17 protein-coding genes are annotated in these 21057 nt (G+C 62.6%); 13 read left to right on the forward strand and 4 right to left on the reverse strand.

Annotated features, from left to right (window positions below; all coding sequences use genetic code 11):
• Positions 1-92: 92 nt before the first annotated feature.
• From BB934_RS34260 to BB934_RS34270, 3 genes are all read right to left on the reverse strand, one after another.
• Positions 93-1388 carry an ISNCY family transposase gene (locus tag BB934_RS34260; RefSeq protein WP_099513308.1) on the reverse strand — a complete coding sequence of 432 codons (1296 nt, stop codon included), beginning with the start codon at positions 1386-1388 and terminating at the stop codon, positions 93-95.
• A gap of 161 nt (positions 1389-1549) precedes the next feature.
• Positions 1550-2501 (reverse strand): IS630 family transposase gene (locus tag BB934_RS34265; RefSeq protein ID WP_418294775.1). Its coding sequence is split into 2 segments (ribosomal slippage): positions 1550-2164 and positions 2166-2501, totalling 951 coding nucleotides; the frame shifts between segments, so codons are not numbered across the junction.
• A 272-nt stretch (positions 2502-2773) separates the two neighbouring features.
• Complete coding sequence (locus tag BB934_RS34270) at positions 2774-3517, reverse strand: GntR family transcriptional regulator (protein ID WP_099514221.1); 744 nt, start codon at positions 3515-3517, stop codon at positions 2774-2776.
• Between the two features lie 244 nt (positions 3518-3761).
• On the opposite strand from BB934_RS34270, the gene BB934_RS34275 reads away from it, so the two are divergent.
• From BB934_RS34275 to BB934_RS34340, 13 genes are all read left to right on the forward strand, one after another.
• Entirely contained in the window at positions 3762-4679 is a 918-nt protein-coding gene (locus BB934_RS34275) for a VOC family protein (RefSeq protein WP_099514222.1), read from the forward strand.
• Positions 4680-4719: 40 nt separating this feature from the next.
• Positions 4720-6375, forward strand: a complete 1656-nt coding sequence (mhpA, locus tag BB934_RS34280; protein ID WP_099514335.1) for a bifunctional 3-(3-hydroxy-phenyl)propionate/3-hydroxycinnamic acid hydroxylase MhpA — start codon at positions 4720-4722, stop codon at positions 6373-6375.
• The gene (locus BB934_RS34285; RefSeq protein WP_099514223.1) at positions 6372-7220 is read left to right on the forward strand and encodes a fumarylacetoacetate hydrolase family protein; all 849 of its coding nucleotides are present in this window, start codon (positions 6372-6374) and stop codon (positions 7218-7220) included. Before mhpA ends, BB934_RS34285 begins: the two co-directional genes overlap by 4 nt.
• A 122-nt stretch (positions 7221-7342) precedes the next feature.
• Positions 7343-8320, forward strand: coding sequence for a Bug family tripartite tricarboxylate transporter substrate binding protein (locus BB934_RS34290; protein ID WP_099514224.1), 978 nt, complete (start codon positions 7343-7345; stop codon positions 8318-8320).
• A 116-nt stretch (positions 8321-8436) separates the two neighbouring features.
• Positions 8437-9414 carry an alpha/beta hydrolase gene (locus tag BB934_RS34295; protein WP_099514225.1) on the forward strand — a complete coding sequence of 326 codons (978 nt, stop codon included), beginning with the start codon at positions 8437-8439 and terminating at the stop codon, positions 9412-9414.
• 221 nt (positions 9415-9635) lie between these two features.
• A complete protein-coding gene (locus BB934_RS34300; RefSeq protein WP_099514226.1) occupies positions 9636-10268 on the forward strand; it encodes a tyrosine-type recombinase/integrase in 633 nt (210 codons plus the stop codon).
• Between the two features lie 296 nt (positions 10269-10564).
• Positions 10565-11485 (forward strand): vWA domain-containing protein, encoded by a 921-nt coding sequence (locus BB934_RS34305; protein ID WP_099514227.1) that lies wholly within the window; start codon positions 10565-10567, stop codon positions 11483-11485.
• A 32-nt stretch (positions 11486-11517) separates the two neighbouring features.
• Positions 11518-12825 (forward strand): protein kinase domain-containing protein, encoded by a 1308-nt coding sequence (locus tag BB934_RS34310; protein WP_099514228.1) that lies wholly within the window; start codon positions 11518-11520, stop codon positions 12823-12825.
• 224 nt (positions 12826-13049) lie between these two features.
• The gene (locus tag BB934_RS34315; protein WP_157934492.1) at positions 13050-14201 is read left to right on the forward strand and encodes a metallophosphoesterase; all 1152 of its coding nucleotides are present in this window, start codon (positions 13050-13052) and stop codon (positions 14199-14201) included.
• Positions 14198-14785 carry an ion transporter gene (locus tag BB934_RS47745; protein ID WP_157934493.1) on the forward strand — a complete coding sequence of 196 codons (588 nt, stop codon included), beginning with the start codon at positions 14198-14200 and terminating at the stop codon, positions 14783-14785. Before BB934_RS34315 ends, BB934_RS47745 begins: the two co-directional genes overlap by 4 nt.
• Positions 14786-15429: 644 nt before the next feature.
• On the forward strand, positions 15430-16713 hold the full coding sequence (gene ltrA, locus BB934_RS34330) for a group II intron reverse transcriptase/maturase (RefSeq protein ID WP_237050430.1): 1284 nt from the start codon (positions 15430-15432) through the stop codon (positions 16711-16713).
• 395 nt (positions 16714-17108) lie between these two features.
• Positions 17109-17984, forward strand: coding sequence for a tyrosine-type recombinase/integrase (locus tag BB934_RS34335; protein WP_099509486.1), 876 nt, complete (start codon positions 17109-17111; stop codon positions 17982-17984).
• A gap of 12 nt (positions 17985-17996) precedes the next feature.
• Complete coding sequence (locus BB934_RS34340) at positions 17997-19211, forward strand: IS91 family transposase (protein ID WP_099513577.1); 1215 nt, start codon at positions 17997-17999, stop codon at positions 19209-19211.
• A gap of 671 nt (positions 19212-19882) precedes the next feature.
• Here BB934_RS34340 and BB934_RS34345 read toward each other — a convergent pair.
• Positions 19883-21037, reverse strand: coding sequence for an IS110 family RNA-guided transposase (locus tag BB934_RS34345; protein WP_099513419.1), 1155 nt, complete (start codon positions 21035-21037; stop codon positions 19883-19885).
• Positions 21038-21057: the final 20 nt, after the last annotated feature.

Consider the following 21057-nt stretch of genomic DNA (forward strand, 5'->3'; position numbering starts at 1 on the left):
GAGAAATCGCCCGCGCGATGTCAGAACTCGTTAGACAAGTCGCTGATTGTCCTCATTAGAGATGTCACCTCCGGGGAGTGACTGCTGAGAGCTCAACCCACCTTGAACAGGCTCTTGCCTTGGCCGCGCCGCCGCGGGGCGCTGTTGCTCCGGCTCATGTCGAGCTCCTTCTGCCGCTCGGCAATGTAGGCCAGAACCGGACCCAGCCGCTTGTTCTCGACGACCGCCGCCTGATCCACCTGCTGGCGTCGGTCAAAGGGCCTGTAGGGCAGCTCCAGGCCCTTGTGCTTGATGGCAAAGCGCCCATCCGGATAGTCGTAGACGGTCACCCGCTGGCGGGCGAGGGACAGCGTGATCGCGTTCGGCTCGAGGATGAACAGCACCTGGTCGTACTGCAGGGTCAGATTGCGCGAGACCGTCCGCTCCTCCCGCCAGGCGAACACGTCATCCAGCTCATCGTCCTCGCTGAGCGGGCGATGCAGGTCCTTGTCGCTGTAGGGCGCCTTGGCAAAGCGGCGGTTGAAGTCCGCCATGAATGCCGGCAGGAAGGCATTGCCCGCCTCAAGGGTCGAGATCCCAGCCAGTCGCATCTCCTTGACCAGGCGGTCCTGCAAGGTGCCGTTGGCGCGCTCGACGCGGCCTTTGGCTTGGGGCGAGTTGGCGCAGATGATGTCGATGTTGAGCTGATGCAGGGCTCGCCCGAACTGGGTCATGCCGTCACCGCCCACCGCTCCTTTGCCGTTGACGCGGAAGACGGCATGCTTGTCGGAGTAGAACGCCACCGGCTTGCCGTAGGCCTCCAGGTACTCCCGGGTCGATCGGAAATAATCAAAGGTCGACTCGGTCTCGACGAACTTCAGGTGCATCAGCCGGCTGGTGGCATCGTCAATGTAGACCAGAAGCGTGCAGGGTGGGCCGCGATCCTCGAACCAGTAGTGCTCGGAGCCGTCGATCTGGACGAGTTCGCCGACGCAGTCGCGCCGATAGCGCGGCTGGTGCACCCCTTTGAGCTTCTGCCGGCGCTCCTGCCAGAGACCCGCCGCGATCATCCAGCGCCGGATCGTCTCGACACCCAGATCGATGCCGTGCCGCTCGGCGAGCTTCTCGCAGGCGAGCGTCGGGCCGAAATCGGCATAGTTGGCTGTGATCAGCGCCAGCACCTCGGTCCGCAGCGCCGCCGGGTAGGAGCGGTTGCTGGGCTTGCCGCGCCGGCGCGACACCAAGGCCGTGGGACCACCGGTCTGATAGGCCTTGAGTAATCGGAACACTTGGCGCCGTGTGATCCGCAGCAGTTGGGCAGCTTCGCGCACCGTAATTCGCTCCGCCACGACGTCCCGCAGAATGTGAACCCGATCGATCTCCGGCCGGCTCATCCCGATCACCGTCATCAGACCCAATCTCCCCAGCACCATCACCCAGGGAGAGTGACATTTGTAACGGGGAGAGGAGTGACCTTTCTAACGGGGTTCTACACGCGAACTTCCGATAAGCCCATTTACGGAACCATGGCAGACGAGAACTATGTTGGAACAGCTAGAGCAACGGCGGTTCAGACGAATCCATAACCTGCGTTGGTGAAGTAGTTTCGGCATTCCTCGGCCTCGATCCCATCGCAGATGTCCCCAATGGTCCGCCAGAGCGCGTCAAAGGTGCGGGCTTCGGCTTTGCGCAGGTGCGCCTTGATCTTGGCGAAGAGTTGCTCAATTGGGTTCAAATCCGGACTGTACGGCGGCAGGAACAGAAACCAGGCGCCGCGTTGCTTCAGGCAGTCCGCCGCCCTCTCACTCTTGTGCACCGGCAGGTTGTCAAGGATCACCACGTCGCCCGTGGACAGCCTCGGAGCAAGCTGGGTCTCCACATAAGTCTCGAAGATCTGCCGGGTCATCGGGCCGTCGATCACCCAAGGGGCCGTCAGACCACAGTAGCGCAGCCCCGCCACAAAGGTCTGGGTCAACCAGTGGCCGAACGGCGCCTTGGCATGCAGACGCTGCCCTTTGAGGCAGCGGCCGCGCAGGCGCGTCATCTTGGTCGAGGTGCCGGTCTCATCGAGAAACACGAGCCGCTGCGGCTCGTGGCGCATGCGCGGCTGGCGCTTGGTGTGCCAGTGCTCGCGGGCCTGACGCACGTCGGAGCGTTCTTGTTCGCTGGCCCACAGCGTTTTTTTTGAAGCGGTAGCCTTGGCGGCGGAACCAGTGCGAGATCGAAGCGGGCGTGACCTTGGTGCCGCGGGCCAGGAGTTCGGCGGCCAGTTGGGGCATGGTGATGTCGCCCTTCTCGGCGACACGCTGGAGCAGGAACTCCCGGTGCGGGTCGAGCTTGGAGTAGCGCCAGCCGCCCTCCGGCTTGGCGGCCAGGCTGCCGGTGGCCCGATACGCCGCCATCAGCCGCACCACGAACGCGACCGAGACCTCGAAGTGGCGGGCGGCTTCATGGCAGGAATGCCCGGCCTCAACAAAGCGCGCTACCCGGCGGCGCAGATCCAGCGAGTAGGACTTGGTCATCGCTCATCTCCTCCCAGAAAGAAGGGTGAGAGGAGTGAATCACGAAGCCGCCACGCCGCATAGCCCCAACGACTCCGTCAGAACTGCCGTTGCTCTAGAGTCAGCTCTGGGTCAGGAACCGAGATTCCCTGCGCTTTCGGAACGTCCGGTTCGATGAGGATTGCTGCCTTTGCGCTCAGGTCTCAGGCGTGCCAAATCGAGACCTTCGAGCATATGAAGGCAAGGGGCATCTCGACGGCAGTCAGATCTGACTGCGCAACCCTCGCGATGCATCAGGTCTCAGCGTCATCGATGTCCGCGTTCTGTTCGGCAGGCGCGCCGGGAAAGACAGATTCGTCCTTCAGGAGAACCTCTGCGGTCGCTGCGAAGTGGGAGCTCAGGAGGTCCGCTGCTTTATCGGCATCCCCACTGAGAACCGCACTGAGAATGGCTTGATGCTCATCGGCCACATGCCGGGTTGGGAAGGCTTTCCTGATCGACAATCGCCTGTAGCGGTAGAGCTGGTCTGCGAGTTGATCGCAAAATCCAACCAAGGACCTCGATCCGCACTGACTGATCAGGGTTCGATGGAATGTCCGATGGAGCCGCTCCCACTCCGGATTGTCCTCGAACCGCTCGGCGCTGAGAGACCGCGGAGCTCGGCTGAGCCTGTGATGGGCCACGATGAGGCCTTCCTCCCATTCGGGGGTCGCGGCTACCATGGCCTTGCGCAACGCCAAGCTTTCGACCCAGCATCGTGTCTGGGTCAGCTCTGCAAGTTCCGCCTGGCTGATACCCCTGACATAGAAGCCGCGCTGCTCCCGCGACTCCACCAGCCCCTCGGCCGTGAGCCGGTTGAGAGCCTCCCGAAGCGGGGTCTGGCCGGCTTGGTAGGCATCCATCAGGAACCGCATCTGGAGCTTCCGCCCAGGCTTAAGGTGCCCCGACAGCAGATCTTCCCGCAGCCTGTCGTACAGGTTAGCGGTCTGCGTGGAAGGTGGGGACGCCACAAGCCGGACCGACGACACTCTGCTCATGCTCTTGTCCCTGCCGGGCCGATCACAAGAGGGCCCATCTCCATGCTGCATGTTTATACTAATGTTCACCCAAAAGCAAAAATTTATAAATTTGTCTTGCAAGGAGAAAAATTTGTATTGATAGTCCCTGTCAGATCTGAATCTGTAGCCGAGAGCGCCGATCTAAGGGGGCTAATCGCGGCAGGAGAGAACAACGCCCGATGCCGAAATCCGTAACATGCAGTCTTCCAGGAAACATTCCGCAATGACGCGCTTTCCCGTGACTGCTTTGCGCAGCGTCGACATTGGCACGCCGGATCTGGCGCTGTCGGAGCACTTCTATACATCGATCTGGGGACTCGACGTGGTCGCCAGGAATGAAGAAGCTGTCTACCTTCGCGCGAGCGGGACGGATCACCACGTCCTCGCGCTCCACAGCAGCGGCAGGCCCGAGATCCTCTCGGTGACCTTCCGAGCCGCGTCGGCCGACGATCTCGTGATGATCGCCAACAACGTCGTTCAGCACGGAGCGCGGGTCCTGTCCGGCCCCTGCCCGAACGAGGGCCCCGACGGCGGCACGATCCTGACGATCCGCGAGCCGCAGGGCGGGATTTTGCGCTTCGTTCATGGCGACCGGCAGCATGAGACCGGTGCGGAAGTGGCCGACCGGCCGTTCCGGCTCGCCCATGTCAATCTCAACAGCACCGACGTGGATGCGGAAGCGGCGTTCTATGAGAAGGCTCTCGGCTTTCGCCTCACCGACCGCTCCAAGATGATGGCTTTCGTGCGCTGCAACAGCGATCATCATGCCGTCGTGTTGGCGGAGGCCAAGGTCAATGGCCTCAATCACATCGCCTTTCTCGTCCCGGATTGGGAATCCGTAATGCGCGCCTCCGGCCGCATGAGCGATGCCGGCTATTCCATTGCGTGGGGGGTCGGACGCCACGGGCCGGGCGACAACGTCTTCGCCTACTTCATCGATCCTGTTGGTTTCGTGATCGAGTACACGGCCGAAGTCCTTCGGGTCGACGATACGTACAGGGTTCGTGGCCCTGACGAATGGGTCTGGCCGCCCGGCCGCACCGATCAGTGGGGCATTGCTCCGCCGAAAGCCGAACATGTGAAGGCGGCTCAGACCGCGATCACCTATACGGCCGACGCGCCGTCGCAAAACGCACAATGAGATCCACACTCCACCAGGCCGGAGTTCCAGCGTGACCCCTTTGAGCAACAAGAGCCCCAATGACTATCAGGTTGTCGTGGTTGGCTTTGGTCCGGCCGGCGCCGTTGCAACGAGCCTGCTCGGGAGCAATGGCATCCGCACCTTGACGATTGACCGTCTCCGGACCGTCTATGACAAGCCGCGTGCTATTGCCATCGATCATGAGATCCTTCGTCTCTTCGACAATCTCGGCGTAGCTGAACGCGTCCTGCCCCACGTGGCCCCATTCCCGGCCTCGCAGCACTTCGGGGCCGAGGGCCAGTTGATCCGGCGCATCGACATGGTCCCGGAGCCCTACCCGCTTGGCTACACCCCCAGCATGGTGTTTACGCAGCCGCCTGTTGAGGAGGCTCTGCGTGACCATGCAGCCTCCTACGGATGCGTCGAAATCTCTCTCGGCACGGAACTGCTGAACTTGGAGCAGTTTGAGACAGGCGTCACGCTCAACCTGCGCAGCGATGATGGCCGGACGCGGACCGTGACGGCGGGCTACGTGATCGCCTGCGACGGCGCGTCCAGCGGTGTTCGCGAGCAGCTCGGGATCGTCCTTGAGGATCTGGTGTTCGACGAGCCCTGGCTCGTGGTCGACGTCCTTGTGAACGGGGAGGCCCTCGGCAAGCTGCCGCAGACGGCCGCCCAGTACTGCGATCCCGCACGCCCGACCACGTTCATCATCGGCCCCGGCAATCACCGCCGCTGGGAGATCATGCTGTTGCCAGATGAGGATCCCCGCGAGGCGCAGCAGCCTGAACAGGTTTGGAAGCTTCTCTCGAAATGGCTCACTCCAAATGATGCCACCCTGTGGCGGGCAGCAAGCTATCGCTTCCATGCCCTTGTCGCGCGGGAGTGGCGGCGTGGTCGGATCTTCCTTGCCGGTGACGCCGCGCATCAGCAGCCGCCCTTCATCGGCCAGGGCATGTGCCAGGGCCTGCGTGACGTCTCAAACCTGATCTGGAAGCTTGACCGGGTTCTCAAAGGCCAGTCTGGCGATGCTCTCCTCGACACCTACGAGGAGGAGCGCAGCGAGCATGTTCGCCATCTCACGACCCGGATCAAGGCTATTGGCAAGGTGATCTGCGAACGCGATCCCGAAGCAGCGCGCGAGCGCGATGCACGCATTCTTGCCGAGGGTGGCGGACAGCCCCAGACGATCACGCGTCAGGAGATCGTGCCGCCTTTGCAGAAGGGATTGCTGTCGTCGCAAGACAGCAAGGCTATTGGCACACTGTTCCCGCAGCCCTGGGTGCGAACTGAGGCTGGCCGCAACCTGCTCGATGCTGTGGTTGGAGCTGGCTGGCGCCTGATCATCGACGGCCGACATTCGCCGCATACCTCCCAATCTATATGGAAGAAAGCTGAAGATCTCGGCTTGCATGTCATCAAGGTTAGCTTTTCAAGCGATGCTTCCTCCGGCGCAGACCGTAATGCGCATGATTCCGCCATTGAGCTGGATGGCGTACTCGCCCGATGGTTCGATGCACACCAATGCCATGCCGCCATCGTCCGGCCCGATCACTACGTCTTTGGCACGGCGTCCGACGAGGAATCCCTCTCAGAGCTAATGGCGGATCTTCAAGCCCGTCTTCGGCCCACGGCAGCGGGAAGCCCGTATTCCGACCAGCCCCCTGTTTCTCTTCACGCAAGGACCGCCTCATGAAGTTCGCAACATTCAAAGCCAACCGGACCACTACCTGGGGATTGATCGATGGTGACGAAGCCATTGATCTTGGGGCAACTCTTCGGGATCGCTGTCCGGATCTGAAGTCGGCGATCGCTGCCAGTGCCCTCCAAGAGGCCGCCGGAAGAGGGGGAGATGCCAAGCGGTACCCGCTCTCCGGAATCGAATGGCTCCCGGTCATTCCCAATCCCGACAAGATCCTGTGCGTCGGATTGAATTACGAGATGCACCGCAAGGAGACCGGCCGCGCCGAAGTGGACAACCCCACGATCTTTACCCGATTTGCCAACAGCCAAACGGGTCATCTGGCCAACATCGTTCGTCCGCGTGTTTCGCGCGAGCTCGACTTTGAAGGCGAACTCGCCATCATCATCGGCAAGGCCGGACGCTACATCTCCAAGGCAGACGCGTGGGGCCACATTGCGGGCTACGCCTGCTACAACGATGGCAGTGTGCGGGACTTCCAGCGCCATACCCACCAGTTCACGCCGGGCAAGAACTTCCCTGATACCGGTGCGTTCGGGCCGTGGATGATGACGCCCGATGAACTGGGCGAGTTGGGACCGCTCAGGATCCAGACGCGGGTGAACGGCCAGGTTGTGCAGGATGCCACCTTCGAGCAGATGATCTTCGATATCCCGCGCATCATCGAGTACTGCTCATCCTTCACCAGGCTTGAGCCCGGCGATGTGATTGCGACCGGCACTCCCGGTGGCGTGGGGGCGAAGCGGACCCCTCCCCTGTGGCTCAAACCGGGTGACACCGTCGAGGTCGAGATCGACCGCTTAGGTATTTTACGAAACGGCATCGCTGACGAGGCCTGACCTGTCGCCACCGAAGCCTGGCCGCATCCGCCGGGCTTCCGCACCTCTGCTCAAATAAAGGTGTCCGAGGAAGGCGCCGATTCCATCAATTCACCGCATGCCAATTTCCAAGGAGGAAAAACATGACCACCTTCACCCGGCGAGTTCTTCTGGCGGGCGTAGCGCTCCTGGCCACGGCCACAGCCCATGCCGAGTCCTGGCCGCAGCGGCCAGTGACCGTCGTTGTGCCTCAGGCCGCGGGAAACAGCCCCGACGTTCTTTGCCGCATCATCGCCGACAAGCTCTCTCGTAGCTTTGGACAGCAGTTCGTTGTCGAGAACCGTCCTGGCGCCGCGAACGTCGTCGGCACACAATCGGTCGCGCGTGCTGCACCTGACGGTTACACGTTCCTGTTCGCGACCTCGGCCTCGCTGGTCACCAATCCCTATACCTTCAAGAACCTCTCGTACGATCCGGTCAAGGATTTCACGCCGGTCGCCATGGTGGCGAAAAGCCATCATGTGCTCCTGGTGAATAAGGATGTGAAGGCCAAGACTCTCCCCGAGCTGATTGCGCTCGAGAAGGCTGCCCCCGGTTCATTGAGCCTTGCGGTTGATGGCCCGCGGAATATCTCGGGGCTGATTGCGCAATCGATCAACAAGCAGGCTGGCACCAAGTTCGTGCTCGTGCCCTACAACACCATCTCAAACGCGGTGCAGGACAGCATCACGGGCCGCACCCAGGTCACGATCCAATCGGCATCCGTGGTCGAACCCTTCATCAAGGAAGGCTCTCTCCGGCCGATCGCAGTTGCTGGAACCAAGCGCATCTCCTCGCTCCCCGAAGTGCCTGCCATTTCCGAAACCTTGAAGAGCGTCGATCTCCAAGGCTGGTTCATGGTCTTGGCTCCGGCCAACACGCCCACTGACATCGTTCAGAAACTGAGTTCGGAGATCGCCCGGGTCCTGAAGGAGCCTGATGTTCAGGAGCGGGCTCCAACTCTGGGCTTCGAGGTCGATCCGGGCGAGGCTGTGACGCCTGACGGAGCCAAGAAGTTCCTGGAAGCGGAGCTTGCCTCGACCGGCAAGGTCATTCGGGAGCTCGGTATCGAGCCACAATGACCAGCGTCATGCTCTAGCAGAGGGCAGTTCAACTGTCCTCTCTCAGGACGCTCATAGTGACGGCATAGACCCGAGCGACTTTCCCCTTTGAGAGCTCAACTAGCCAAGGACAAGATATGTCACCGTCGAAAGTGCCCGTGATTGCATTGTGTCTGGCAGTCTTGGCGCTCGCAGGCCAAGCCCATGCTCAGCAGGCCTCATCAGGGCCATCACCCGAGATCGCGGCGCAGATCCGCGCTCTCGGCCCTGTCGTGAACGTGCCGGCGGTAAACAAGCTCTACGAACCGCTTCTGGCACGGCAGCCGACCGCAAATGTCACCCGCACGAATGACATCGCATACGGTCCTGACGAGCGCCACAAGCTCGATACCTACAAGCCTGAACAGGCCTCATCCGAGAGGCGCCCGGCCGTCATCTTCTTTCATGGCGGTGGCTTTATCCGCGGCGATAAGGCGGAGCGTTCCAACATCGGATACTTCCTTGCCCGCAATGGCGTAGTGGCAATCCTGAGCAGCTATCGGCTCGCTCCCAAGAACCCATGGCCTGCGGGCCCTGAGGACGTTGTCGCCGCCTTGAACTGGGTCAAAGCCAATGCGGATGCTTTGGGAATTGACCCGAGCCGGACCTTTCTGATGGGCGAGTCCGCGGGTGCTGCCCATGTAGCGAGCGCCGTGACCATGCCCCGGTTTAGGCCAGCAGACGGGTTGGGAATAGCAGGTGCGGTGCTCCTGTCTGGTGTGTACGATGCCGATCTTGAGTTTCGGGCCAAGAAGCAACTTGGCCTTCCAACACCGGACCCGCGAAACGATGCCTACTTCGGAACTGACCCCGAGCGCTTGGGAGCAATGTCGATCGTCCTGAGCCTAAAAGCTCCCTTGCCACCAATCCTGCTCGCCTATGCGGAACTCGACCCACCTCAGATGCAGATCCAGGCTGGTGAAATGTTTGGTGCCCTTTGCAGAGCCCAGAATACCTGCCCTGACCTCCTATGGATGAAGGCTCACAATCACGGGTCGGCTGGGAGTTCCTTCAATACAGAGGATGACACCGTCAGTCGACCGGTGCTGGATTTCATTCTGTCAAAGCAGAGGTAGATGCGCCGATACCAAGGTGCCTGGCTCAGCTCGGCTTCGCCGAACGAGGTCGCTGCGGAAGGACTGCTCTGGGTCACGAGCAGGAGATCGGCGCAAAGTAAGGGACGTCCGGCCTACCCTGGTAAGCTGACGAAGACCTTTGGAGGAATGCTCAGTCTGGCTTTCCTGTCGGCATAGACTGCCAAGGTTCATTGCGGGGGTTTCGCTTCAGGAGCACTGCAATGCAAGACAGGATCGCTGACCGTCCTTGGCGAACCAACTCCCCTTGGAACCGGGGCAAGCTGATTGGACCCAAGCCGCCTCTGAAAGCCAAGGAGATCTGGTCCATTCGGGTCAGGCTCCAGGTTGCCAACCGCATCCGAGATTTGGCTCTGTTCAACCTCGCTCTCGACAGCAAGCTGCGAGCCTGTGACCTGGTCGCGCTCCGGGTCGATGATGTAGCCCTGAATGGACGGGTGCGATCCCGAGCCACTATCATGCAGAGAAAGACCGGCCGGCCCGTTCAGTTCGAGATCACCGAGCAGACCCGCGAGGCTGTGGGACGCTGGCTCGAGAAGATGGAGTTGCACAAAGGAGAGCCACTCTTTCCCAGCCGTATCAATCGGCGAAGGTCGATGACAACGCGCCAGTACGCCCGCCTACTTGGGTCCTGGCTTCGCTCAATCGGGCTCGATCCCTTGTCCTACGGCCCACATTCCCTGCGACGGACCAAAGCTTCGATGATTTATCGACGAACAGGCAATCTCCGCGCCGTCCAGCTCCTGCTGGGCCACACCAAGATCGAGAGTACCGTGCGGTACCTGGGCATCGATGTCGACGATGCCCTTCTGATTGCGGAGCAGGTTGAAATCTAACTGCCTGAGGCGGCTCCCGACGAGCCGCCTCACAGCCTACGCTCGCTACGAGACAAGGTCCGGATGTGAGGCTCAAGCAGCCACAAGACAAACGACCGGCGCGTGCTAGAAGGCGACATTCGTAACATTGGCTCACCCAACAACTTACCTTCTTCGAAAAAGCCTGCGGCTCACCTGGGCAGGCTTCCATCTCTGAGCGCCCTGTGCGCAGCCGGGAACTTCGGTCTGGCCGCCCTGTTGTTGGATAGCTCGGTTCATCGAACCGAGACCAAGGTTACGCTAACTGGAGCTGACGCATGAGTGATATGGAGCATTCCGACCAACCGACTCCGGTGACGCCTGGGAACCCGCGTTCAACGGAGACGACAGGTTCGACGGAAGCAGCGCTCGGAACACCCACGGAAGCGGCTGGATTCACACCGGATGTCTCGACGGAGACAGCTCCAGGAGAAAATGCGCCCGCTGAAGTCGCCACTCCGCCGAGCGTTCAGGAGCGACCGAAGACCAAGGGTGTGGCCGATATCGTATTCCTCGTTGACGTCAGTGGCAGCATGTCGCCCTGCATCGATGCGCTCCGCCGAAACATTGAGGCATTCATCGACTCCCTGAGCCGGGGCGATGCCAACAACGCCGCTCCTGTCCGGGACTGGCGCGGCAAGGTCGTCGGATATCGTGACATCGAAGCTGCCCAAGCCGAGGGGCTGCCCTGGATCGTCGACAACCCCTTCGTGCGCGACGCCGGAGCACTCAAGGCGCAGCTTGGCACCTTGCAGGCGAACGGTGGCGGCGATGAACCGGAGTCGCTTCTCGATGCCCTCTACAAGGTTGCTTCCATGGAGGCGGTTCCAAAGGGTTCACAAAGCGAAGATCCGGCAAAATGGCGTTACAGGAGCGATGCGGCACGGGTTGTCATCGTCTTCACCGATGCGTCGTTCAAGGAAACCATGAGCCTTCCCGAGGCGAAGGGAGGCTCGCTCCAGGATGTGGCAAACCTTGTCATGGCCAATCGGATCATCCTCAGCCTCTTCGCCCCGAACTTCGAGGGCTATGATCGCCTGAGCCAGATCGACAAGTCGGAATGGGAGGTCGTGGAGTACGAAGGATTGAACCCGCAGGAAGCATTGCAGAAATTTACGTCCGATCCAGTCAATTTCCGCAACACCCTGAAGCAACTGGCCGCCAGCGTCTCGCGCTCGGCAGCGACTGTGGCGCTGTAGACGCTCCGCCTCTGGCACGCTGAGCGCAAGCCATGGCCAAGAAGCTGAAAGTCGGGGATCGGATCCGGCACTACCGCGTCACGAAGGTCTTCGGACCAGGCATGATGGCGATCTCCTATGGAGCTGGGGCCCCGACAGGAGAGAAGGTCTTTCTGAAGCAGTACAAGTCACCTGCTCCTAGCGTTGTTTGGTACAAGGCATTCGTTGCCTACCAGAACGAGCTCGGAGCCCGCGTCCGGAATGGGCGGGCGGCTCAGTTCGCGGTGCGCCAGGTGGATGCGTTCGAAGAGGTCTGGGGCGGACCCTGCTACTTCCAGGCCTTCGAGTTCGTCGAGAACGGCGCCGACCTCCAGCAAATGCTCGATGAGGAGCGGGAGCAGCATCGCCGCACCAAGGTGCCCGCCACCAACAACCCCGCCGTCTGGGCCCGTCACGTCACCTGGGCCAAGGTCTTCATGACCGGAATGGCGGCGCTGCACGAATCCAAGATTGTCCATGCCGATCTGAAGCCGGCGAATGCGTATCTGATCCAGGACCCGACGATCAGCTCCGGCTACCAGCTCAAGCTGATCGACATGGACTTCTCGCTCCTGGCTGACCGGCGTGCGCCCTGGCACGGCCATCAAGGATATGTCGGCACCGATAACTATCGCTCGCCCGAGCATATGACGCGGGGGGCTGTGCCCGGCCTTGCCTCCGATGTCTTTACCTGTGGGCTAATGCTCTACGAGCTGCTCGCCGGCTACCATCCCTACTGGGTCGAGGACCAGGCGGAGTATGCAAAGCTCGTGCAGAGCTATGCGGCCAAACCTCCGACGCTTGCCGGGGTGATGCCGGCGCCGGCGAGCAATGCCGAGGTCAGCTCCTTCCTGCACCGCTGCCTTGCACCGGACCCCGCCGCCAGACCGACGGCTGCGGAACTGCGGGCCATTTTGAGCGGGCGCGGCCCAGGGTCGTCCATCGCCAAAGAAGGTTCTGCTACGACAGCGGGCGAAAGCGCTCCTCGACCTGACGCCGAGTTGATCCTGTCCGACAGGATCGAGCTGCTGGGCCCGGACGGACGCTCCCTGCAAATCGGAGTCAGGACGGAACTCGGAAAATCCCTGGTGCGGCAGTTCGGGCCGGACAGCGAGTTCTGGGACAATCGCCAATGTGTCCTCGAACGGCATTCCGAGCGGCAATGGGTAATATCGCCTGTGGCGGGCACAACCAACGAAACTCTCGTGAACGGTGCAGCGCTCACGGCTCCTCGCCCGCTCAGGCAGGGCGATCGGATCGCTGTTGGACGCCAGGCCAAAGGCATTGCCAAGATGCCGCTCACAGCGCGGGCACTCACATGAGCCTGCCTGGCGAACCTGAAGCGCCTGAGCCCGTTCCTCCGGGTGAGAAGCCGGAGAAGCGGGAAGCGGCTTCAACATTGGCGGATGTGCCCAAGGATGAACCTGCGACACAGGATCCTGCACAACCGCCAGATGCCCTTGCCTCGGATGCTCCCGTTGTGGGCGCTGAATCGTTATCGGAAGCTGCGGTACCTCCACCAGTCAGCGAAGAGCCCCCGCAGAGCATGGGCAGCCTGTCTTCGGATGCGGCTCCGACCGCCGTCATGACGCAAACCCCCTTGCAGATCGTGGAGGTGGAACACGTGGACTGGCAGGCTGTCCGCGATGCGGCCAACCCGTCCTCCATCCGCTCCAATATGCGATCGACGGTGGAGTGCATGGAGGCGCTGCTCGATAAAGCCGACGGACCCGGCCTGTTGTTCGACAAGGACCGCACCGATCCCGCCGACAAGGTGATCCAGGTCTCTGACTTGGATACCGGAAGTCCGTTGTGGATCATCGGTGATTTGCATGGCGATCTCTTGGCGCTCGAGGCCGCACTGGCGGCGATGCGCGATCTGCCGCTGCAACCCAACGGGGGCCAGTCCCGGATCGTGTTTCTCGGCGATCTCTTCGATGATGAAGGTTTCGGGCTCGAAGTTCTTCTCCGCGTGTTCGAGCTGATCGTGGACGCTCCGGATCGCGTGTGCCTCATCGCAGGCAACCACGACGAGGCGCTCTCCTATGACGGCGTGCGGTTTGCCTCGAGCGTGACCCCGTCGGACTTCGCGGATTTCCTGAACGCCAATCTCGCGCATGAATGGATCGAGCGGGCCGGCAAGGTGGCCGTGCGTCTGTTCGCGCGTGCTCCCCGTGCGCTCTTCTTTCCCGACGGTCTACTGATAGTTCATGGAGGCTTCCCGCTGGCGGATCTGCACGCTCGGCTTGCCGAAACGGGAGATTGGAATGACCCAAAGTGCCTGTCGGACTTCGTGTGGACCAGGGCGCATCCGAAAGCCCGCAAGAAGCTCCCGAACCGCTTTTCGCGGGGGAGCCAGTTCGGGTATGAGGACTTCGCCGCCTTCTGTGTCCTGAGCACCAGTTTAGGACGCCCCGTCACGCGCATGGTGCGCGGCCACGATCATGTGGAGGAGAGATACGCCGCCTATCCGGCCTATTGGGCTCATCCGGTGCTGACGACCGTGGCCCTCTCCCGCCGATTGAGCCGTGAGAGCTTCGGCCCCTACGAGCGCGTTCCCACCATGGCGCAATTTGTCGAAGGGACGCTCCCCCGGGTGTATCGGCTGCACATTCCTGCGGACATGATCCGCGAGACCTATCCGGAACTCACCCCCGGCAACCCTGAGAGTGAAACGATCCAGGAACCTCATCGATGACCGGCGTAATCCTGCGTTGCCCGAACTGCGGTACCTCGAAGACGACTCCTGGCGAATGCGAAGCCTGTCACGAGGCGCAGGTCCGCTACTACTGCACGAACCACAAGCCCGGGCGATGGCTCGATGACTCCGTATGTCCGCAATGCGGCGCGAAATTCGGCGATCCGATCCGTCCGGCAGCAAGGCCCGTTGCGCCTGCCACTCCGCCTCGTCCACGGACGACGATCACGTCCACTGCACCGCCGCGCGCCGATCCTCCGCCGATGCCCCCCAGAACCAGTGCCAAACCCTGGGGCCGCAGAGAACGGGAGAGATCTCCCGATCCGGATCCAGGTGCGAGCGATGAGAGCGCTTCGGTACGCGATATCCGTACGGCAAGAATGCTGGAGATCCTCAGGGCCGCTTCGCGCGCCGGCCGCATGTCCCGAGGAGCAACCTACACCGCTCCGGAGGCCCCACCGGTTGGGGCGGCGCTGAGCGGCTGCCTGATGCGCTTCGTGATCCTCGCGATGTTCCTGCTCATCAGCTTTTTCGTGATGGTGTCGCTTGTAGGTGGATCCCTGTTCGGGGGTTATTACTACTGAAGCGGTGAAGTACCGGGGCGGCAGATTTGCGAGGAGTGCTCGGACCTAGAACTGCGGCACCAGACGATCTCATGAGTGATAGCGTTCGAAGGTCCATGTTGGGTGTGCGCCGTGACAAGGCGGCGCTTTCCAGTGGGTGCAAGTCCCACCCGGCAAAAGCTCCAGCCGGAAGCAACCGGAGCAGTCATGGAGGTAACGAAATGGCTGAAGCCTTCGGATAGCGGGTCACGAATTGGTGACCGCGCGAGTGTGCAGGCCGCAACGTGAGTGAACGCTGAGCAAGCCTCGAAAAGGACGATGTGCAGGCCGACCCGACAACCCTTTCGGGGAAGGCTGATACGGCTGGGTGAATGAGCAAGGAGTACGCCCAGGCGCTGCACCGGGGTAGTGGCGGCAGCATGTACACAAGGAAAGCGCACGCAACACGGGAAGCCCCAGGACGTGGTCAGGGATGACCAACCGGAGGCCCGCGAGGGACAGACCGGGCGCCCTGGGGTGGCGGAGAGGCTCGTAGGACCTTGGAAGCCGGGTAATGCCGGTGGAGGAAAGGGGCCTCAGTTCAAGACAGACGCACGACGTGGTGAGGGACCTGGAGATTGGGCAACCTATCAACTCCGAAGAGTGTTCAGAAACTGCAGACGGCGTTGCACGCGAAAGCGAAGGCAGAAGCCGGTTATCGCTTCTACGCCCTGTACGACAAGATCAGCCGCGAGGACATTCTGGCGCATGCCTATGCCCAGTGCCGCTCCAATAAGGGCGCACCGGGTGGCGACGGTCAGGACTTTGCGGACATCGAGGCGTATGGGGTCGAGCGGTGGCTGGGTGAACTGGCGCTGGCGCTCAGGCAGGAGACTTACCGACCGGACCCGATCAGACGCGTGTTCATCCCGAAGGCCAACGGCAAACTCAGGCCGCTGGGCATCTCGACCGTGCGGGATCGGGTCTGCATGACGGCAGCGATGCTGGTGCTGGACCCGATCTTCGAGGCCGACCTTCCACCAGAACTCTACGCCTACCGGACCGGGCGCAATGCCCAGCAGGCGGTGATCGAGGTGGAAGAGCTGCTGTTCCGAGGCCATCCGGACGTCGTGGACGCCGACCTCGCGGACTACTTCGGGAGCATTCCCCATGCCGAGCTGATGACGTCAGTGGCGCGCCGCATCGTTGATCGGCGCGTGCTGCACCTGATCAGAGGGTGGCTGGACTGCCCCGTGGAAGAAACCGACACACGAGGACAGACGACACGGACAACGGAGGCGCGCGATCAACGGCGCGGCATCCCGCAGGGCTCACCCCTCTCACCCTTGCTGGCCAATCTGTACATGCGCCGGTTTGTGCTGGGATGGAAGAAGCTCGGGCTGGAGCACAGCCTCGGCAGTCGCATCGTGACCTATGCGGACGACCTCGTGATCCTGTGCAGGAAGGGCAAAGCCGAAGAGGCCTTGCACCGGCTGCGCGAGATCATGGGCAAGCTGAAGCTGACGGTGAACGAGGAGAAGACACGCATCTGCAAGGTGCCGGAAGGCGAGTTCGACTTCCTGGGGTACACGTTCGGACGGATGTATTCGGCGAGAACCGGCCAGGCCCGCCTGGCGCAACGGCCCTCGAAGAAGAGCATCCGGCGCGCGGTCGAGAAGATCCATGCGCTGACCGCCCGAGCGGGAACATGGCAAGAGACCACAGTGCTGGTGGGCAAGTTGAACCGCACGCTACGCGGATGGGCGAACTACTTCTCAGTAGGCACCGTCAACCCGGCGTACCGGGCGCTCGACACCTATACAGCGGTGCGGTTGCGCCGGTGGTTGCGCTCCAAGCATAAGGTCAGGCGACGCAAGGGCGGGGCTTATCCCCTCTCGCATCTTTACGGGCACTTCGGGCTCGTCCGCCTGAGCCGGCTTGGGCACGACGTGCCGTGGGTGAAGGCGTGAGGTCTTGTCCGAGAGCCGGATGCGGGAGATCTGCATGTCCGGTTCGATGAGCGGGGTGTGGAAACGGAGCAACGGCTCGGCTAGTGAGGCACCGCCAGGCGAAAGCGGCGGAAACAGATAGGCCGATCCTACCGCCACCGCGCCACACCTCGACTCTACCAACTCGCGAATTCTGCTGCCCGCCAGGAACGTCCGGTGTTCCCTTCCAGAGCTGCCATTCGGTTTACTTCCGCCTCGTGCCAATGAACGAACCCGCTCGCGCGGGAGGGCACTGCGGCTGGGGCGGTGCCATGGCTTGGGGGCGGTAACCCGCTGAACGGCACACGATGACAGGGCTGGGTCCTGTCTTGAGGATCGAGGGGTTTGGTGCCTCCACCTCACGACAGGAGCCTTCGATGTCCGAGACAGCCATCAGCCCGCTGCGCCAGCGCATGATCGATGACATGACGGTGCGCCATTTCGTCGAGAAGACCTGCACTGATTACATCCGCCAGGTCAGACGCTTCGCGGCCTTCCTCGGCCGCTCGCCGGAGACCGCCTCGCCTGAGGATGTGCGGCAGTTCCAGTTGCACCTGACCGAAAGCGGCGTGACCCCACCGAGCCGCACCGCGGCGGTCGCGGCCCTGCGCTTCTTCTTCACCGTCACCCTCGATCGGATCGATCTGGCTCGGCGTCTCACCTTGGTCCACGAGCCGCGCAAAGTACCCCTCGTCCTGAGCCCGGCGGAAGTGGCTCGCCTTCTCGAGGCGGCCCCGGGCCCCAAGTACAAGGCAGCTCTGAGCGCGGCCTATGGCGCTGGGCTGCGGGTGTCGGAAGTCGTGTCGCTCAAGGTCTGCGATATCGACTCTCAGCGCATGCTCATCCGCATCGAGCAGGGCAAGGGCCGCAAGGATCGCTATGCGATGCTCTCCCCGCAATTGCTCGAACTCTTGCGCGACTGGTGGCGGATCGCGCGGCCCCTGGTCTGGCTCTTTCCCGGCCAGAACCCGGTCAACCCGCTCACCACGCGCCAGCTCAACCGCGCCTTCCATGCGGCCGCGCAGCAGGCCGGGATCACCAAGCGCGTGAGCCCGCACACGCTCAGGCATAGCTTCGCCACGCATCTGCTGGAACAGAACATCGACATTCGCGTGATCCAGGTCCTGCTCGGGCATGCCAAACTCGAGACCACTGCGCTCTACACCCGTGTCGCCACCTCCACGATCCGCGCCGTCATGAGCCCACTCGATCGGCTTACCCTGCTGAGACCGGAGCATCAGCCGCCCGCGTAAGGCGAGGTCGTCTTGGCCCGTCCAGGGCCGGAGGTCGCGGACATCTTCCGCGACCATGGACCGGCGTGGCGCCGCGCCAATGCCGGGCATATGAGCCTCGGCCAGCTCAAGGTGATGAGCGCAATCGAGACCTGCCGCACGGCGGCTCTCGGCGGGCACGTCGCGCGCTGCGCAGACTGCACGTACACGACCATCGCCTATAACTCCTGCCGCAATCGGCACTGCCCCAAATGCCAGGGCGCGGCGGCCCGGGACTGGCTCGCACAGCGCGAAGCCGAACTGCTGCCCGTGCCCTACTTCCCCGTGGTGTTCACACTGCCAGCCGCTCTCGCCGCTCTCGCCTTTCCCAACAAGGCCGTGATCTACGATCTCCTGTTCAAGGCCGCGGCCGAGACGACCCTTACCATCGCGGCCGATCCCAAGCATCTCGGGGCGCGGATCGGCCTCACCGCCGTGCTGCACACCTGGGGCTCGGCGATGACGCATCACCCGCACGTGCACATGATCGTGCCGGGCGGTGGGCTGTCCCCTGACGGCACGCGATGGATCGCATGCCGGCCGAACTTCTTCCTGCCCGTGCGGATCCTTTCAAAGCTGTTCCGGCGGCTGATCCTGGAGAAGCTCGCCACGGCCTATGCGGCCGGGCAACTGCGGTTCTTCGGCGACCACGCGGATCTGACCGGTCCCAAAGCGTTCGCAGCTTTCCTGGCTCGTCTGCGCAAGATCAGGTGGTTCGTCTATGCCAAGCGGCCGTTTGCCGGACCGGAGGCCGTTCTGGCCTACCTCGCCCGCTACACGCACCGGGTTGCGATCTCGAACAGCCGGCTGATCCGCGCCGACGACAGCGGCGTGACGTTCACCTGGAAGGACTATCGGGTTGAGGGTCGCGCCCGCTGCAAGACGATGACGCTGGCTGTCGACGAGTTCATCCGCCGCTTCCTGCTTCACGTGCTCCCGCGCGGCTTTCATCGCATCCGGCATTATGGCCTCTTCGCTCACGGCTCACGCGCCGCCAACCTGACGCGAGCCCGCGCGCTGCTTGGTGCGCGTGAGCCCTGTGCAACGGTGACCGCAGACCCGACTGGCGCCACAGCTCCACCATGCCTGACGCAGCCCTGTCCCTGCTGCGGCGGGCGCATGATCATCATCGAGCGGTTCGCGCGCGGGTCTTCGCCAATACACCGGCCATCGTCCCCGAGTGCTGTGATCCGGGTCGACACCTCATGAAACCGATGGCCCCACGACGCTGCCGCCCTGCTGTTCGTCACCGCCGTTGGTCCTGCGCCAGCCACCCGGGCACTCGGCCGAATGAGGCGTATACCCCGCGAATGGAGCATCAATGGTCACCGTCGCGCCAACTCGGCCACGGCGATGATGCCCCGCTCCGGCTCATCGCCGCCACTCCGCTGGCTTGGACGCGTCGACGCCGATCCAGTCCCCGATCCAAAGCGCCCAAATCCCCATAGATGAGCGCACCACGCGCGGCGCCCAACTGTTCCGCAGGTTCCTTGTATGGGACGTTTGTTGTCAAGAGCGACGTGGTCTGCCTCTCTTTCTTGCTCCTTGGCCAAGCGTCCAGGACCGGAATGCGGAGCATTCCCAGCCGATCTGCCCGCGACGGGATCAGCCGTGTCAAACCGACCGAGGATAGAGCGGAGCCATGCCACGGGCGCCGAGTCATCGCGCCACAGCCTTGTATTCGGTGGGTCCAATGACCCCGAACCATGATGCAGTCATGCGCATCGGCGGCGAAGCTCCAAAGCAGCGGACCCATTCTTCCCTTCGGCATGAAAGCCAAGGAACCACATCGGGATCCCGCCACCTCGAACCGTCAGCGGCGAACCGTCACAAGAGGACGGACCGGGCTGAAATTGCTGGGGATTTTGAGCGTCCTCCGATCATTGTGCAGGGCGCAGAACGACGCCGTCAGGCACAATTCCCTCTCGCACGAACCGCCACAGGGCGACCAGGAGCTTGCGCGCCAGAGCCACAATCATGGTCTTGCGCGTGCCGCGAGCGTTCTCGGTGCGGGCTCGAAACCATTGTGCCAAGGCGCTGTTCTTCTGGAAGATGAGAAAGCGCCAGGCCAATTGGATCATGCCGCGCCGAACGCGAGCGTTACCAGAACGGGCCAGCCCTTTCTCCCGACGTCTTGTGCCGCTCTCATCGGGCGAGCCTGTGAGGCCCCCATAACGCGCGACGGCTCGTCGGTCGCGCAAGTGCCGCGCCAGCACCTCTTGCACCAGCATGTCGGCCGTCTCAATGCCAACCCCCATGATGCGCCCCAACAGGCGCACCATGGCATGGGGCCCGTCGCAGGGTGCTTGCTCGAGACGGTCCAGGCGGGCATCCTCGATCTGGCGGATCTGCTCGCGCACGAGCCGCCGGCGTTCGATGTCGCGACGGAGCTCAGCCAAGGTATTGGGCGGGATCGCCTCGCCCTCGGGGGTGAGCAGTCCTTCAAGGCGTTCGGCGGCCTTCTTCAGCTTGGGATTGAAGCTGCGGATGCCGAGCCGGATCAACGTGGCTTTCATGCGGTTGATGATCCGGCTCTGCTCTCGCACGAGGCGCTCGCGGTTGGGCCGCTTGGCATCTTCCTCCCTGATGGTCGGGATTGCGACCATCTTGCAGTGATCGCGCTCGCCACGCAGCCAGCCGAGAAAGGCGCGTTTGAGCAGCTCGGTGTCCAGTCGGTCGGTCTTAGCGCGGCGGTGTTCACGCGATACGGCGACGCTCGATCCGTGAATGACATGGGCCTCGATGTCGCGCGCCCTGAGCCAGCGCGCCAGCCAGAAGCCGTCCCGGCCAGCCTCGAAGGCGACAGCGATGCGCTTGATCCTGCGGCCCGCCTTCTCTGCTTCGTCTCGCCATCGATGCAGCAGCTTCAGCAAGGCGTCCTCGTCGATCGCGAGCTTCTTCAACGGCTGGCGCTCGACGCCAGGCACGATGCCGGCGACGAGCCAGCTCTTCAGGCTCAGTTCGATCACGCAGATCAGTGTGCTGTCCGGTTCGAGGGGAGCGAGGGACCGGCTCAGGTCGTTCAGCTTCTGCATGGGAGACACTCCATCGGTTC

The sequence above is a fragment of the Microvirga ossetica genome (genome assembly GCF_002741015.1).
In the GTDB taxonomy this organism is placed as follows: Bacteria; Pseudomonadota; Alphaproteobacteria; order Rhizobiales; family Beijerinckiaceae; genus Microvirga; species Microvirga ossetica.